Origin of the sequence: Acidiphilium multivorum AIU301 (assembly GCF_000202835.1) — a bacterium.
In the GTDB taxonomy this organism is placed as follows: domain Bacteria; phylum Pseudomonadota; class Alphaproteobacteria; order Acetobacterales; family Acetobacteraceae; genus Acidiphilium; species Acidiphilium multivorum.
In genome coordinates, this window is sequence record NC_015181.1 from 1 (window position 1) to 12,125 (window position 12,125).

Genomic DNA, 12,125 nt, shown 5'->3' on the forward strand with positions numbered 1-12,125 from the left:
ATGATCCTTGGTGTTCTGAATCAAAAGGGTGGCGTTGGGAAAACAACCCTATCCGTGAACTTAGCGGCGAGTCTGGCGAGGGCCGGCAGGCGGGTGTTGTTGATCGATGCCGATCCGCAGGGAAGTGCGCTTGATTGGGCTGCGGCTCGCCAGGAGGGGCCGCTTTTTTCGGTCGTAGGATTTCCCAGGCCGACGATTCATCGCGAGATCGCACAGATCGGCAACGGGTACGATCATATCGTGATCGATGGGCCGCCCCGTGTCACTGACCTCGCACGTTCAGCGATCATGGCAAGCGACCTGGTTCTAATCCCCGTCCAGCCATCACCTTACGACGTGTGGGCTGCTGAGGAGGTCGTGAAACTGATCGAAGAAGCACGGGTCTACAAAGAAAGTATCAAATGTTCTTTTGTAGTTAATCGTAAAATCGCAAATACGGCGATTGGGCGTGACGTTGGCGAAGCTCTGTCGGCCTATCCGGTGTCGGTATTGTCCGCGAGCATCACGCAGCGTGTGGTGTTTGCAGAAGCTGCGGGGCAAGGGATGGCCGTGCATGAAGTTGAGCCAGGTGGGCCGGCAGCGGCCGAGATCGAGGCCGTGACGGCTGAGCTGATGGAGTTGGCACGATGAACAAGAAAGTCTCTTTTGGTGTCAGACCAAGCGTGACACGCACATCCGAGCTTGATGCTGAGGCGTGGGTGGCCGACCGTGCGACCGATGAACGGGAACCTATGAAGCGGCTTACGATCGATATTCCGGCACACCTGCACCGAGCTATCAAAACGCAATGTGCGAGCCGTGGTACTAAGATTGCTGACGAATTGCGCGAGTTACTTTTACAGAAATACGGAAAATCGTAAATTATACGCTTGCTTCAATAACGGGAACGCCGCTGCACCGGACTTCTGCACCTGAAATTCCTGCTTCCGGCCTATGGGTCGGGTGTGGTGCGAAATTCGTGATTTGTGAACCCCACCCCAAGCGGCAGTAAGCTCTACCTCTATCAGAGGTATCGTTTGGAGAGTTTGCGCCGCCCGACCAAACCAAGACCGACAAGGCCAGTGCCGAGCAGAAGAAGGGAGCCGGGTTCGGGTACGGGTGTACCCGATGTCGGCGTCAGGGTTTCTGAAATAAGATCATAATGATTCTTTGTCCCATCCCAGTTAATCTTAAAATCCGGACTATATCCAGAAAATGTCCCAGACAACAATGTAACATTGAATACATAATTAATGCTTGTATTGGCCGGCAATACCGGGCCGGTCGGGGCTGTGTCGGCCATGAAGCAGTAAAAATTTCCAGTTCCATTACAGCCGTTTGCGGCTAGACCTCCTATTGATTCTGTGAATCCTGACGGGGCCAGAGCACTCGCAAAATTTGATGGCTGGTTGAAAGCAAAAGACTGTACGCCATAGCGCCCACCTTCTGTATCGGAAGGGCCATTTATGCCTGCGATATTAAGGGTGAACTGATCCGTTAAGGGGGTCACCGCACGATCTGTTCAAAATCGTACGCTAAGCGTTGGCGGGCTGCCTGGCGAGGGTACGATAGATGGTTGGGCGGGAGACGGAGAATAGGTCTGCGAGATCAGTGATGGAATAATTGCCAGTGTCGTACATGCGGCGCAGTTCTTTTTGTTGTCTTTCGGATAGCGTCGGCCTTTTGCCGCGTAATTTTCCTTTGGCGCGAGCGATGGCCATGCCTTCTCTGGTACGTAACCGGATCAGGTCGGCCTCAAACTCTGCGAAGGTGGCGAGAATGTTGAAGAACATCTTCCCCATTGGGTCGGTTGGGTCATAGACGGCCGCGCCGAGCGCGAGTTTGACACCGCGGGTAATGAGTTCATCGGCGATCGCACGGGCATCTGGAACGGAGCGTGCAAGGCGGTCGAGTTTTGGCACGACCAGGGTGTCGCCTTTACGCACCGCCGCCAAGGCTTGAGCAAGCCCGGGGCGGGCACGATTGGTGCCTGTGAGGCCATGGTCCGTATAGATGCGGTCCGGCTTTACCCCGAGCTGTTCGAGTTCGGCGCGTTGCGCGGCGAGATCTTGCCGGTCGGTTGAACAGCGGGCGTAACCGATCAGGGTGTGGGCCATGCGGAATTGTAACGTATGACCCCCCTTCATTGCAAAAGATATCGTACCAGTTAAATGATCCATCCGTTGCCGAGGGAAACAGCCACCAGTGCCAGGCCGTTACATCTGTCCGTTGAACGATCCTCTTGCGGACGCACGGTGGGCGCTAATTTTCTCATCAACCGGAACCCGATATGCCACTCCGCGTTCTTTTATCCGCTGAACAACGAGCCCGTTTGTTTTCAATTCCAACGGACATGGCCTCCATGAGCCGGCATTACGTACTGGATGCTGCTGACCTCGCTATGGTCAGGGTCAGACGCCGGGCAAGCAACCGGCTCGGCTTTGCCGTGCAACTCTGTGTTCTCCGCTTCCCAGGCCGCACTCTGGATCCATCGGAATATCCACCGGCGCCGGCGCTGGCTTTTGTTGCTGAACAGATCGGTGTCGATCCTTTGTTGTTTGCGGAATACGCGCGCCGTGCTGAAACCCGTCGGGAGCATTTGGTCGAGCTCCAAAAGTTCACTGGTCTGCGTAGTTTTGGCCTCGATGACTGGCGCGCCTGCCTACATGCTGGTGCGGATACGGCTTGGGCCACAGATCGCGGCGAACCCATCATCCAGGCTATGCTCGTTCATCTGAGAGAAAGCCGGGTATTGCTTCCCTCGGCGACAGTGTTGGAGCGAATTGGACTGGCCGCCCGTGTCCGAGCACGCAAGAAAACATTCGAGGTGCTGGCAGCCGGGATGGCCGATGCGGAGCGCAGTGCTCTGACCGAGCTGCTGACGGTCGATCCCGAGTTGCGTCGCTCCCGTTTTGCCTGGCTGCGGGATTATTCGGAATCACCAGCTCCCTCCAACATCGTCTCCCTGCTCGATCGCCTCGAATATGTCCGCGCCATGGGCATTGATCCCGCACGGGCTGGTCGTATCCATGCTGCCCGCCTGGTCCGGCTGACCGACGAGGGGGCGCTCATGACCGTGCAGCACATCGCCGATCTGGAGCCGGCGCGGCGCACAGCCATTCTCATTGCCCAGATCGCAAGCCTGGAAACCCGTCTGACGGACGCGACGCTTGCCATGTTCGAGAAATATGTCGGCACTTTGTTCAGCCGGGCGCGCAACCGCGATGAGCGTCGGTTTCAGGCCACGCGGCGCGATGTCGCCAAGGCGCTACTGCTGTTCCGCCGGACGATCGCCGCCCTTCGCCAGGCGAAGGAGGCCGGAGAAGATGGGATCACCGCCATCGAGCGCGAGATCGGCATGAACCAGCTCGAAGATGTGCTGCCGATCATCGGCGCCGTCGCCGATGTGGCGGATCAGGATATTTTGGTCACGGCGGCCGAGCGATATACGGTGCTCCGCCGGTTCAGCCCCCGCTTCCTGGCCGCCTTCGATTTCCGGTCGAATATGCCGAACGATCCCGTTCTGGCCGCGATCGAACTTCTCCGCGCCCTGAACCGTGGCGCGATCCGCAGCTTGCCCAAGCGGCCGCCCTCCACGTTCCTGCCGCCGCAGTGGCGGAAATTGATTTTTGCCGGCGGCACAGCCGACCGGCGGCTCTATGAAACAGCGGTGCTGGCCGTGCTGCGCGACAAGCTGCGGGGCAGTAATATCTGGGTCGCTGGCAGCCGCGATTACCAGGCGTTCGAGACCTATCTGCTTCCGGCCGGGGCGGGTGCGGCCACCGGCATCGATGGTGAGGCCGATCCCGATCGTTACGTCGCAAGCCGGGCAGAGATGCTGCGCGAGCGTCTGACCTTCGTGGCCGCCCGGGCCGCGCAGGGCGACCTCGACGGGGTGGAGATTGAGGACGGCAAACTTTTTATCGCCCGCACGCCGCCCACCGTGCCCGACGCGGCTCGCGATCTGGCGCTGCGGCTGAACAGTATGCTGCCGCGGGTGCGGATCACCGAGGTTTTGAGCGAGGTCGATGCCTGGACCGGGTTCACGGACAGGTTCGTGCATCTGCGCACCGGTAACCCCGTCACCGACAAAGCGGCCCTGCTGGCAGCGGTGCTCGCTGACGGCACCAATCTTGGCCTTGCCCGCATGGCGGACGCCTCGCGCGGTCTCAGCTATCACCACCTGGTCAATGTGGCCCAATGGCACATCAGCGATGACAATTATGTCGCCGCCCGCGCCGCCATCATCAATGCGCACCATGCACACCCCATGGCGGCAATCTGGGATGATGGGACAAGCTCGTCTTCGGACGGGCAATATTTCCGGGCCGCAGGCCGCGCCGGAGCCGGCGGCTCGGTAAACGCCAAATACGGCATCGAGCCGGGCGCGGTGATCTACACCCATGTTTCCGGTCAATACGGACCGTTCCACACGCGCGTCATCTCCGCGACGATGAGCGAGGCGCCTTATGTGCTCGACGGGCTGCTGCATCATGTCCACCAGACCGATCTGCGCATCGCCGAGCATTATACCGATACCGCCGGCGCGACCGATCATGTCTTCGGTCTCTGCCATCTGCTGGGTTACAGGTTTGCCCCCAGGATCAAGGATCTCCGGGACCGCAAGCTCTACACGATAGAAAAGCCAGGCACCTGGCCGCTGCTGGTGCCGCTCATCGGCGACGCCGTCGAAACCACCGCCATCCTCGGGCAATGGCCGGAGTTGATGCGGTTAAAGGCATCCATCAATGCCGGCACTGTTCTGCCTTCCGTCATCTTGCGGAAGCTGGCCGCCGCCGGTGGAGGAAACACTCTGTCCAGGGCGTTACGGGCTGTGGGGCGGATCGAGCGCACCCTGTTCACCCTGCAATGGCTGTCCGATCCCGCTCTGCGCCAGCGCAGTCATGCCGGGCTCAATAAGGGCGAGGCCAGCAATGCCCTGCGCCGCGCCGTATTCTTCCATCGCCAGGGTGAAATCCGCGACCGCACCTTCGAAAATCAGAGCTTCCGGGCCTCCGGGCTCAGTCTCATCACCGCCGCCATCGTCCACTGGAATACCATCTATCTCGACCAGGCCGTCCAGCACCTGCGGGCCCAGGGTACGGCAGTGCCCGATGATCTCCTGGCGCATGTCGCGCCGCTCGGATGGGAACACATCGCTCTGACCGGCGATTATGTCTGGAATCCCGCCAATCCCAATGCCAGCTTCAGGCCGCTACGCGATGTTCGCGCTCCGTTCATACCCCGCGCCGCTTAGCGTACGATTTTGAACAGATCGTGCGGTGACCCCTTAAGGGATTGGCTGTCGCTGATTCCTTGCCTATCCGGTTGTTACCCACACCCACTAAATGTAGGGTGTGTCCATTCCCCGGAATAAAGCTCGTCAAAGGTTGGTGCGGCTGCCCTACCCGCGATTCCGAGCAGCGAGCGGAACGCGTTGAAGGGATAGAGGCGCCGGTTGAACCGAAACGTGAATTCATTGAGGTAGGCTTGTAGATGTTTGGCGCTGACCCCGTGATGGATGCCGTTGATCCAGGTCTTCAGGTTGGTAAAGACCAAGTGGACGATCGGCAGGAATTCTTCTGCCACCTCCGGGTCGCCGCATTCGGCGATTGCATGGTGGTCGAACCCGCGCCTTCCGAGACCGGCATAGCCGCTCCAGTCGTCGGTAACGATCAGCGATCCGGGAGCAACGGCGTTTTCGACGAATCCGCAGAGCGAATTGGCGCTACGGTCGGGGACAACAGCGAGACGAACGCGTCCCGCGTAGCGACCGTCTTTCCGATTGTCGAGCTTGGTTCCCGGTTTCCGGTGGCGCACCTCCACGGCACAGGCGACGAGAACCTTGTGATGGACACCCCGTCCATCGCCTCGGGTTCGTCCTCCAACCCACGTTTCATCCACTTCGACGTGTTCTTGCGGCGTGTCGCCAATCTTGTCGCGCTCGGGGCGCACCATCCCGGCGCGCAGCTTATGAAGGATGCCGAAGGCGGTCTCGTAGCGCGACAGGCCGAGTTGCCGCTGAAATTGGACGGCCGACATTCCGGGCGTCTGGCTGGCGATCAAGTAAGCCGCCCAGAACCAAGTCGACAGCGGCGTGTGACTGCGTTCCATAACGGTCCCAGCCATCAGGCTTACGTCTTTGCGACAGGCCCGGCAGCGCAGAACGCCCGGGCGCGCCTCGAAACGGAACGGCTCGCCAACGACGCCGCACCTTGGGCAGGCGAACCCTCCATTCCAGCGGGCGCTTTCGAGATAGGCGGCACAGGCCGCGTCGTTCGGGAAAATACGCTGGAATTCCGGCAGAGACTGCGGGAACGGCAGGTCTTCACGGGCCAGGACATCCATGCCCAACACTAGATCTAGTAGGTATGGGAGTCAACCGGATAGGCAAGGCTGATTCGGTCAGCGTATAGGTGAGGCCATCGGCGATCAGGCTGGCGCGAGCGCCTGCGGTTGTAAGTCCCAGGATGACGACAGCGCTGGCAACATGGCGAAATTTCAACATGAACGTCCCTTTCGAAAGGCTGGCGTTGACTGACGCGGTCGGTTCATTTCGGTTCGGCTGCTTTACGCAGGGGAGGCGCCGATTTTGGCCGCAAAATAGAACAAGCAATTCCCATGCCGAGCTAAATAAGCTCGTAAAATCAATGACTAAAATATTTTAGACAAGCGAGATGTAAAATATACTGACACTACTTTTGGTCGAGTCATAAATAAAAAATATCTTTGGTTGTATAAATTGGGCGAATAGCCGTAATGCCAGAATTCCGGAATTTTGAAACACCTTTGGCCAGCGGTCGAAATGAACCGCTGGCCATGGTCCATGAGGTGGATTATTCGGTGCGAGGCTTTCGCAAGATCTTCACGGTCAGCCGCGCTTCTGCCGCCGAACGATCAGGCCAAGGCCGAGAAGGCCGGTGCCGAGCAGAATCAGGGAGCCCGGTTCCGGAACGTCGGTCATGCTAATCGTCGAGTTGGCAGAACCCGTTCCCGTCGCAGTCACAACGAACATTTCGGTCAACGAGTAGGGACCGGTCAGCGCGGGTGTCGTGGCAAGCACATTGTCGTTGCCGATTGACGTGAAGGTATTGGAGGCGAGTTTATCGGTCATCCCGAATGCAACGTTGGCTGGATCGAGGTAGGTCGTTTCAGCCACAGAAAGAGCGCCGCCGGTCAGCAGGTTGCTCGTCAGCCCGCTCAACATGTCATAGGTACCGAGCGGAGAGGTCAGACCCGTCACTGTGGCCTCGACCGTCAAAACCCCAGCACTGTTCGAGGACGTGTTGATCGAGGACGTGTTGTAAGCGTTTCCGATGGACGGAACCCCCGTTGTGGACACCAAATTGACCGAAAAGGTTCCGTAAGTACCCGAATACTGTGCGCTCGAGGTGGATGGGACGACCGAGGCTGTCGAGTAGCCGCTTTCGGACAGCGCCAGTGAGTATTCGGGGCCTGCCAAGGCGACTCCCGAACAGGCGGTAAGCGCACCAAGCCCAAGCAGTGAAGCCAAAAGAAAACGTTTCATTAGAAAAACCTCCAAAAGTAGGCCTTAAAACTAATAAGCAAATTTTATGCCAATATAATTTATGTATTAGAATCAACGATGAAAAAATGCGTCTTGGCGGAAGTGTAAAGAATCCTGACAGGTGATTGCGAGTTTTGGGGATATTGGTGCGACATGTGCGACAGCGCGGACACCAACCGGCCGCAGCAGGTAGGAAGCGTGACTGTCTGTCGGTGAGCCAGAATTCCGCATTATGGAACTTCCCGGCAAATCACCGGGAAGTCGTCAGATAGTCGCCGCCCGGCACGGCACCCGAAGCCAGAGTAACCCCGGAACAGGGACTGTCAAAGCACCCCGCCACAGGCGCGCCAGGACGCCGCGAATACTTGGATTGAAGCACTGGCAGCGATCACAAAACCGCTTCCGAAACGTCAGGCCGCGTGGGGAATTGCCGGGAGCGTTGCCCGTGACCGCACACTCAGAACCTCGATCCCGACCAGGTGGCCGGTCTCGTCCACATCCAGCAGGATGCCAGGCTCCAGCTCCCTGGTCTCGGCAATCGCTGCTCCCTTAGGGGCGAACCGGACATAGAGCGCATCCGCCTCGGGGTCATAGCTGGTCGTGATCATGGTCTGGCTCAGCATCTCAGCACCCATCCCGGTCCTGCGCCCCATGCCAGACACGGAGGATTTCAACGCTCGAGGCGGAAATCCGATAGACGATCACGTAGGGCCAGATCACCGTCAGCTCCCGCGTCCCGGAAACCAAGCCAGGCCGGCCGCGCTCGGGCAGATATTCGAGCCGGTCACAAGCCGCGACGAGCTGCACCGCGACGCGCGTGGCTGCGTGAGGGTTCTCGCGGCCGATGTGCTGGCGAATATGGGCGAGGTCATCGAGTGCCTCGGCCGTGAAGATTACCGGCATTCAGGCTTGGGCAACTCGTTCTCGGTTCCCCAGGAGAGTAGCCATTTCCGCACATCTTCGTAGGGCACTGTGCGGCCGGCGTCGGCAGACGCAATCCCGTCCTTGACCGCGGCAACGAAGGCTTCGGTATCCGGGTCATCCGGCATGGGGGTGGGATTTGGGATCATTCGGCGGGCTCCGGGCGTAGCTGGACGACTTCGGCGCGGTAGCGATCGACCGCCTCGGCGTGGCGGTTCACATCGCCACGGAACGCACCTTCTGGCGTCACCGTGATGACTTTGGTCCGTCCTCGTTTCACGCGGCTGATCGCACCTACCTTCTCAAGCAGGGCAAGGGTTTCAGCCATTGCTTGTTTCTTTTTCCCGCGCATCTCGGCGAGATCGGTGGCCGTCTTCTCGCAGGTGTAGGACTGCCAGCCGAGATGGCGGACGATCAGCAACAACGTCGCCATCGCGGCATCCTGTTCGGCCGATGTGGCGTCGCTCTGCAGGAGCCTCGATTGGACCGTATCGATGAATTGATGGCCTAGGCTCACGTTGCCGCCTCCGAAGAAGTCGAACTCTAGCTGATGTGGCATTTGCGCCAGGGTTTTCAGCCCCTGGGCATGATAGCGCGCTTGGGCGGCCCTGTCGGGGTCTTTTTCGGCAAGAGCGGCCTGATCAGCGATCAGTGCCGCCTGGCCGTAGCTGCCGCGCCGGCGCAATTGGCGGACAGTCAGGTCCTCGACCGGGGCTGAAGGGCGAGGGCGGGCCGGTTGGCCGGCAAGGATCTCGGTGAGGCTGCGATAGGGCGCGCCGGCCCGGCGATGGGCGTCCTGGGTAACACGGGCGAGGGCGATATCGTCCTCCGAGTAGCCGCGTCGCCGCAGTTCAAGAACCGAAACAGCCATGAACGTCACCCCCAACAGTCAACTGGTGCTTGACTACAGTCAACTGGTGCTTGACGATTGTCAAGCTGATTCATGGGAATGGCGGGAGAAAAAATGGCGGAAAACCTAGGTAAATCGCCAAAGATAGGACAGTTTTATTGCCACGACCTTCCGGCCATATCCAAACCTAGAAAGAAGATATAGCGGGAGGGTTCCGAGTCGGGGTCAAAAACCTGCCAGGTTGGGGTATCGCAAGGATAAAAGCGGCTTAGGGGAGCTGAGGACGAAGTTCAGGGCAAAGGCCGCATGACATGGGCTTGGCAAGCGTCGTGTCTGCCCGAGGTATAGGCTGTGAACAGCATGCCGGACGCGAATAGGATTGCTCCTGCGGTCAGGCAGATCAAGGCGACCCAATGAGGCGCGACATAGCGTGTATGGGTTAATGGTGTTTCCTCGAAGAACCTCATTCTGTCGTCCTCTACGGTTCAGATGCGGTCTGGCTGGGGGATGGAGGCGGCCATCCCTCGAACGCCTTGCGGTCCTGATCGCGGCTGATCCGTTCCAAAAGAGCGATAAGCGCCCTCGCGAACCGCTCATCCTTCTCGGCTTCATCGATGAGCAGAGCACCTAGGATCACCTTGCGGCGGGTATCCAGCTTGCGGGCCTCAGCATTGGCCTTGGCTTCGAGGGCCTGAAGACGGGCCGTGGCTTGTTCAGCCTTTTTGCGGGCGGCCTCGATCCTGGCGTCGAGATTACTTGCCATGCTTCAGCGCGTTCCTGATCTTCGAGTCGGTCTTGTACTGGCTGAGTGCATAGACCGACCAGATAGCAGCCGGGATCCATCCGATGATGGTGAGTTGCAGAAGTAAGCAGAACAATCCGGCGAATGGTCTGCCTATGGTGAAAAACTGAAGCCAAGGCAGAAGCAGGGCGAGTAAGATGCGCATTCTGATCTCCGTTTGGCGTGAAGTTATATGGCAGCGTAGCTGGGTTGACGACTGATGCCAAGCGGTGAGACACTTCCGAATAAGTGAGGAAGTGCGCACTTTAGCATTGCCTGCGGCAATGCGTGCGGTCCTCGCCGGACAGACAACAGAAGGCGGTCGTTGGCACGTGGCGTCATACCATCTCTCAGCGAAGGCGGTCAGCCGTTCGACCGGGCGGAGCGCGGTCGGTGCTGCCGCCTATCGGAGCGGTGAACGCCTGACCAACGAGCGCGACGGTGTGACGCACGACTACACGCGCAAGCGTGGCGTGCTGTCGTCGTTCATCGTCGCGCCTGCCGGTGCCGAAGCATGGGCTTCTGACCGGTCCGGTCTGTGGAACCGGGCGGAGGCCGCGGAAGCCCGGAAGGACGCCAAGGTGGCGCGGGAATACGAGCTTGCCCTGCCGGCGGAGCTTTCCGCCCTCGAGCGGGAAGCGCTGGCCCGGCAGTTTGCGCAAGTCGTGGTGGAGCGGTTTGGGGTGGTGGCGGACGTGGCGTTGCACGCGCCTCACCGTGAGGGCGACCAGCGGAACTGGCACGCTCACATCCTGACCACTACGCGGGCGGCGAATGAGAACGGGCTGGGGGCCAAGACGCGGGTTCTGGACAGCCCCAAGACCTCTGCGGCCGAGATCGAGGCGCTGCGGGAGATATGGGCGGAGCAGATTAATGCCGCCCTGGAGCGGGCGCATGTGGGGGAACGGGTGGATCACCGTAGCTTCGCCAGGCGCGGGCTTGAACAGGCTCCTACAGTGCATCTTGGGCCTGCCGCGACGGCGCTTGAGCGGCGCGGGGTTCAGACGGGCCTTGGTGACGTGAACCGGGCTGTAGCGGCCACTGAGGAGGCGCGGGAGGCGGTTCGGCAGGTCGAGGCAGAGGTGATCGACCTTGAGGCCGAGCGGGAACGGCGGGCTGATGTCGCACAGCAGACGCACTGGCGAAGCCTGCCTCTGAGAGAACTCCAATGGGAGGTGAACACGCTATGGCCCGACCGGGAGGCGGCGCTGGCGACGGCCCGGATGGCGAACCCGGCGTATCGTGAAGCGGCAGAAGCGGCTGAGACCGCTGAGGCTGGGGTAGCGAAGGCCCGGCTGAATCTGCTTGAGGCCACCGAGACAGAGCGGAGTCTGAAGCAAAAAGCCGAGAGATACCGGGGAAATCAGGGGGTGTTGGGGCGAGTTAGGTTCTGGCTTCAGGACAAAGGGGTTCTGGAAATCCCTGAATGGAAGCGGCTTCAGGATCAGATCTCCGAAACGCAAAAGTTGGCCGAAAAATGGAAAGACGATCTAGCCACCGCAGAGGAACTGAACGCCAAGGCCAAGATCGCCTTCAATGAGGTGGATAGCGCGATAGCTGGGACTGTCGATGAAATTCTGGCGCCAGAATTGAGGCGGTATGAGGCGGCTCGATCTGTGCTCGATGAGCGGATCGAGGAAGACCGCCGACGTGCCGCCGAAGCTGAGGCAGAGCGCCGCGCCGAGGAAATACGGCAGAGAGTGGATGCCGAGATTGAGCGCGAGCTGCGCGAGGCTGCCGAGCAGAGGCGACGGGCGGAAACCGCAGAACTCCGCCAAGTTGTGCATGATTTGGACACGATCACACCGAATGGTCGCGGGGGATATCGCTTCGCCTTTGTGCGTGGGCTGGACCAGCAAGAGAAGGAGCGGCGTGAGGCGATCCTGTACGCTGACAAGGAAAAGACGAAGGAAGTCCTCAAGGAGGAGCTACAGGAGCGCCAGTTGCAGGCCAAGCGAGAACAGGACCGAGATCTTGGCTACGATATGGAGCCGTAATGCTAGTGAATTTGCTATATTTGTAAATTTCTGTAAAATCACAAAACAACAAATCATCAAAATGGAATC

General features: G+C 59.6%; 14 protein-coding genes. 4 read left to right on the plus strand and 10 right to left on the minus strand.

What is annotated here, in order from left to right:
• Complete coding sequence (parA, locus tag ACMV_RS19210; protein WP_013635159.1) at positions 1-630, plus strand: ParA family partition ATPase; 630 nt, start codon at positions 1-3, stop codon at positions 628-630.
• The gene (locus tag ACMV_RS20550; protein ID WP_013635160.1) at positions 627-860 is read left to right on the plus strand and encodes a hypothetical protein; all 234 of its coding nucleotides are present in this window, start codon (positions 627-629) and stop codon (positions 858-860) included. The genes parA and ACMV_RS20550 overlap by 4 nt, the downstream gene beginning before the upstream one ends.
• Before the next feature lie 143 nt (positions 861-1,003).
• Here ACMV_RS20550 and ACMV_RS21905 read toward each other — a convergent pair whose 3' ends face one another.
• Together ACMV_RS21905 and ACMV_RS19215 are read right to left on the minus strand one after the other, a co-directional pair.
• Positions 1,004-1,282, minus strand: coding sequence for a PEP-CTERM sorting domain-containing protein (locus ACMV_RS21905; protein ID WP_269447801.1), 279 nt, complete (start codon positions 1,280-1,282; stop codon positions 1,004-1,006).
• A 232-nt stretch (positions 1,283-1,514) separates the two neighbouring features.
• The gene (locus tag ACMV_RS19215; RefSeq protein ID WP_013635075.1) at positions 1,515-2,096 is read right to left on the minus strand and encodes a recombinase family protein; all 582 of its coding nucleotides are present in this window, start codon (positions 2,094-2,096) and stop codon (positions 1,515-1,517) included.
• A 173-nt stretch (positions 2,097-2,269) separates the two neighbouring features.
• On the opposite strand from ACMV_RS19215, the gene ACMV_RS19220 reads away from it, so the two are divergent.
• Positions 2,270-5,236: a Tn3 family transposase gene (locus ACMV_RS19220; protein ID WP_013635074.1), complete on the plus strand. Its 2,967-nt coding sequence runs from the start codon at positions 2,270-2,272 to the stop codon at positions 5,234-5,236.
• A 74-nt stretch (positions 5,237-5,310) separates the two neighbouring features.
• On the opposite strand, the gene ACMV_RS19225 is transcribed toward ACMV_RS19220, so the two are convergent.
• The 8 genes from ACMV_RS19225 to ACMV_RS19260 form a co-directional block, all read right to left on the minus strand.
• Positions 5,311-6,327 (minus strand): IS1595-like element ISAcr1 family transposase, encoded by a 1,017-nt coding sequence (locus tag ACMV_RS19225; RefSeq protein ID WP_007421341.1) that lies wholly within the window; start codon positions 6,325-6,327, stop codon positions 5,311-5,313.
• A gap of 523 nt (positions 6,328-6,850) precedes the next feature.
• Positions 6,851-7,507: a PEP-CTERM sorting domain-containing protein gene (locus ACMV_RS19230; RefSeq protein WP_013635162.1), complete on the minus strand. Its 657-nt coding sequence runs from the start codon at positions 7,505-7,507 to the stop codon at positions 6,851-6,853.
• Between the two features lie 410 nt (positions 7,508-7,917).
• Positions 7,918-8,115, minus strand: coding sequence for a DUF2283 domain-containing protein (locus ACMV_RS19235; RefSeq protein WP_013635163.1), 198 nt, complete (start codon positions 8,113-8,115; stop codon positions 7,918-7,920).
• Between the two features lie 16 nt (positions 8,116-8,131).
• Positions 8,132-8,410, minus strand: a complete 279-nt coding sequence (locus ACMV_RS19240; RefSeq protein WP_013635164.1) for a type II toxin-antitoxin system RelE/ParE family toxin — start codon at positions 8,408-8,410, stop codon at positions 8,132-8,134.
• A complete protein-coding gene (locus ACMV_RS19245; protein WP_013635165.1) occupies positions 8,401-8,577 on the minus strand; it encodes a hypothetical protein in 177 nt (58 codons plus the stop codon). Before ACMV_RS19245 ends, ACMV_RS19240 begins: the two co-directional genes overlap by 10 nt.
• Entirely contained in the window at positions 8,574-9,299 is a 726-nt protein-coding gene (locus ACMV_RS19250; RefSeq protein ID WP_013635166.1) for a hypothetical protein, read from the minus strand. Before ACMV_RS19250 ends, ACMV_RS19245 begins: the two co-directional genes overlap by 4 nt.
• A gap of 457 nt (positions 9,300-9,756) precedes the next feature.
• Entirely contained in the window at positions 9,757-10,041 is a 285-nt protein-coding gene (locus ACMV_RS19255; protein WP_013635167.1) for a hypothetical protein, read from the minus strand.
• Positions 10,031-10,225 carry a YqaE/Pmp3 family membrane protein gene (locus tag ACMV_RS19260; protein ID WP_013635168.1) on the minus strand — a complete coding sequence of 65 codons (195 nt, stop codon included), beginning with the start codon at positions 10,223-10,225 and terminating at the stop codon, positions 10,031-10,033. Before ACMV_RS19260 ends, ACMV_RS19255 begins: the two co-directional genes overlap by 11 nt.
• 118 nt (positions 10,226-10,343) lie before the next feature.
• On the opposite strand from ACMV_RS19260, the gene mobQ reads away from it, so the two are divergent.
• Positions 10,344-12,056 carry a MobQ family relaxase gene (gene mobQ, locus ACMV_RS21935; RefSeq protein ID WP_013635169.1) on the plus strand — a complete coding sequence of 571 codons (1,713 nt, stop codon included), beginning with the start codon at positions 10,344-10,346 and terminating at the stop codon, positions 12,054-12,056.
• Positions 12,057-12,125: the final 69 nt, after the last annotated feature.

Bases quoted from the DNA above. Each gene is read 5' to 3' on its own strand.
- parA (WP_013635159.1), top strand. From the start codon at position 1: ATGATCCTTGGTGTTCTGAATCAAAAGGGTGGCGTTGGGAAAACAACC.
- ACMV_RS20550 (WP_013635160.1), top strand. From the start codon at position 627: ATGAACAAGAAAGTCTCTTTTGGTGTCAGACCAAGCGTGACACGCACA.
- ACMV_RS21905 (WP_269447801.1), bottom strand. From the start codon at position 1,282: ATGGCCGACACAGCCCCGACCGGCCCGGTATTGCCGGCCAATACAAGC.
- ACMV_RS19215 (WP_013635075.1), bottom strand. From the start codon at position 2,096: ATGGCCCACACCCTGATCGGTTACGCCCGCTGTTCAACCGACCGGCAA.
- ACMV_RS19220 (WP_013635074.1), top strand. From the start codon at position 2,270: ATGCCACTCCGCGTTCTTTTATCCGCTGAACAACGAGCCCGTTTGTTT.
- ACMV_RS19225 (WP_007421341.1), bottom strand. From the start codon at position 6,327: ATGGATGTCCTGGCCCGTGAAGACCTGCCGTTCCCGCAGTCTCTGCCG.
- ACMV_RS19230 (WP_013635162.1), bottom strand. From the start codon at position 7,507: ATGAAACGTTTTCTTTTGGCTTCACTGCTTGGGCTTGGTGCGCTTACC.
- ACMV_RS19235 (WP_013635163.1), bottom strand. From the start codon at position 8,115: ATGATCACGACCAGCTATGACCCCGAGGCGGATGCGCTCTATGTCCGG.
- ACMV_RS19240 (WP_013635164.1), bottom strand. From the start codon at position 8,410: ATGCCGGTAATCTTCACGGCCGAGGCACTCGATGACCTCGCCCATATT.
- ACMV_RS19245 (WP_013635165.1), bottom strand. From the start codon at position 8,577: ATGATCCCAAATCCCACCCCCATGCCGGATGACCCGGATACCGAAGCC.
- ACMV_RS19250 (WP_013635166.1), bottom strand. From the start codon at position 9,299: ATGGCTGTTTCGGTTCTTGAACTGCGGCGACGCGGCTACTCGGAGGAC.
- ACMV_RS19255 (WP_013635167.1), bottom strand. From the start codon at position 10,041: ATGGCAAGTAATCTCGACGCCAGGATCGAGGCCGCCCGCAAAAAGGCT.
- ACMV_RS19260 (WP_013635168.1), bottom strand. From the start codon at position 10,225: ATGCGCATCTTACTCGCCCTGCTTCTGCCTTGGCTTCAGTTTTTCACC.
- mobQ (WP_013635169.1), top strand. From the start codon at position 10,344: ATGCGTGCGGTCCTCGCCGGACAGACAACAGAAGGCGGTCGTTGGCAC.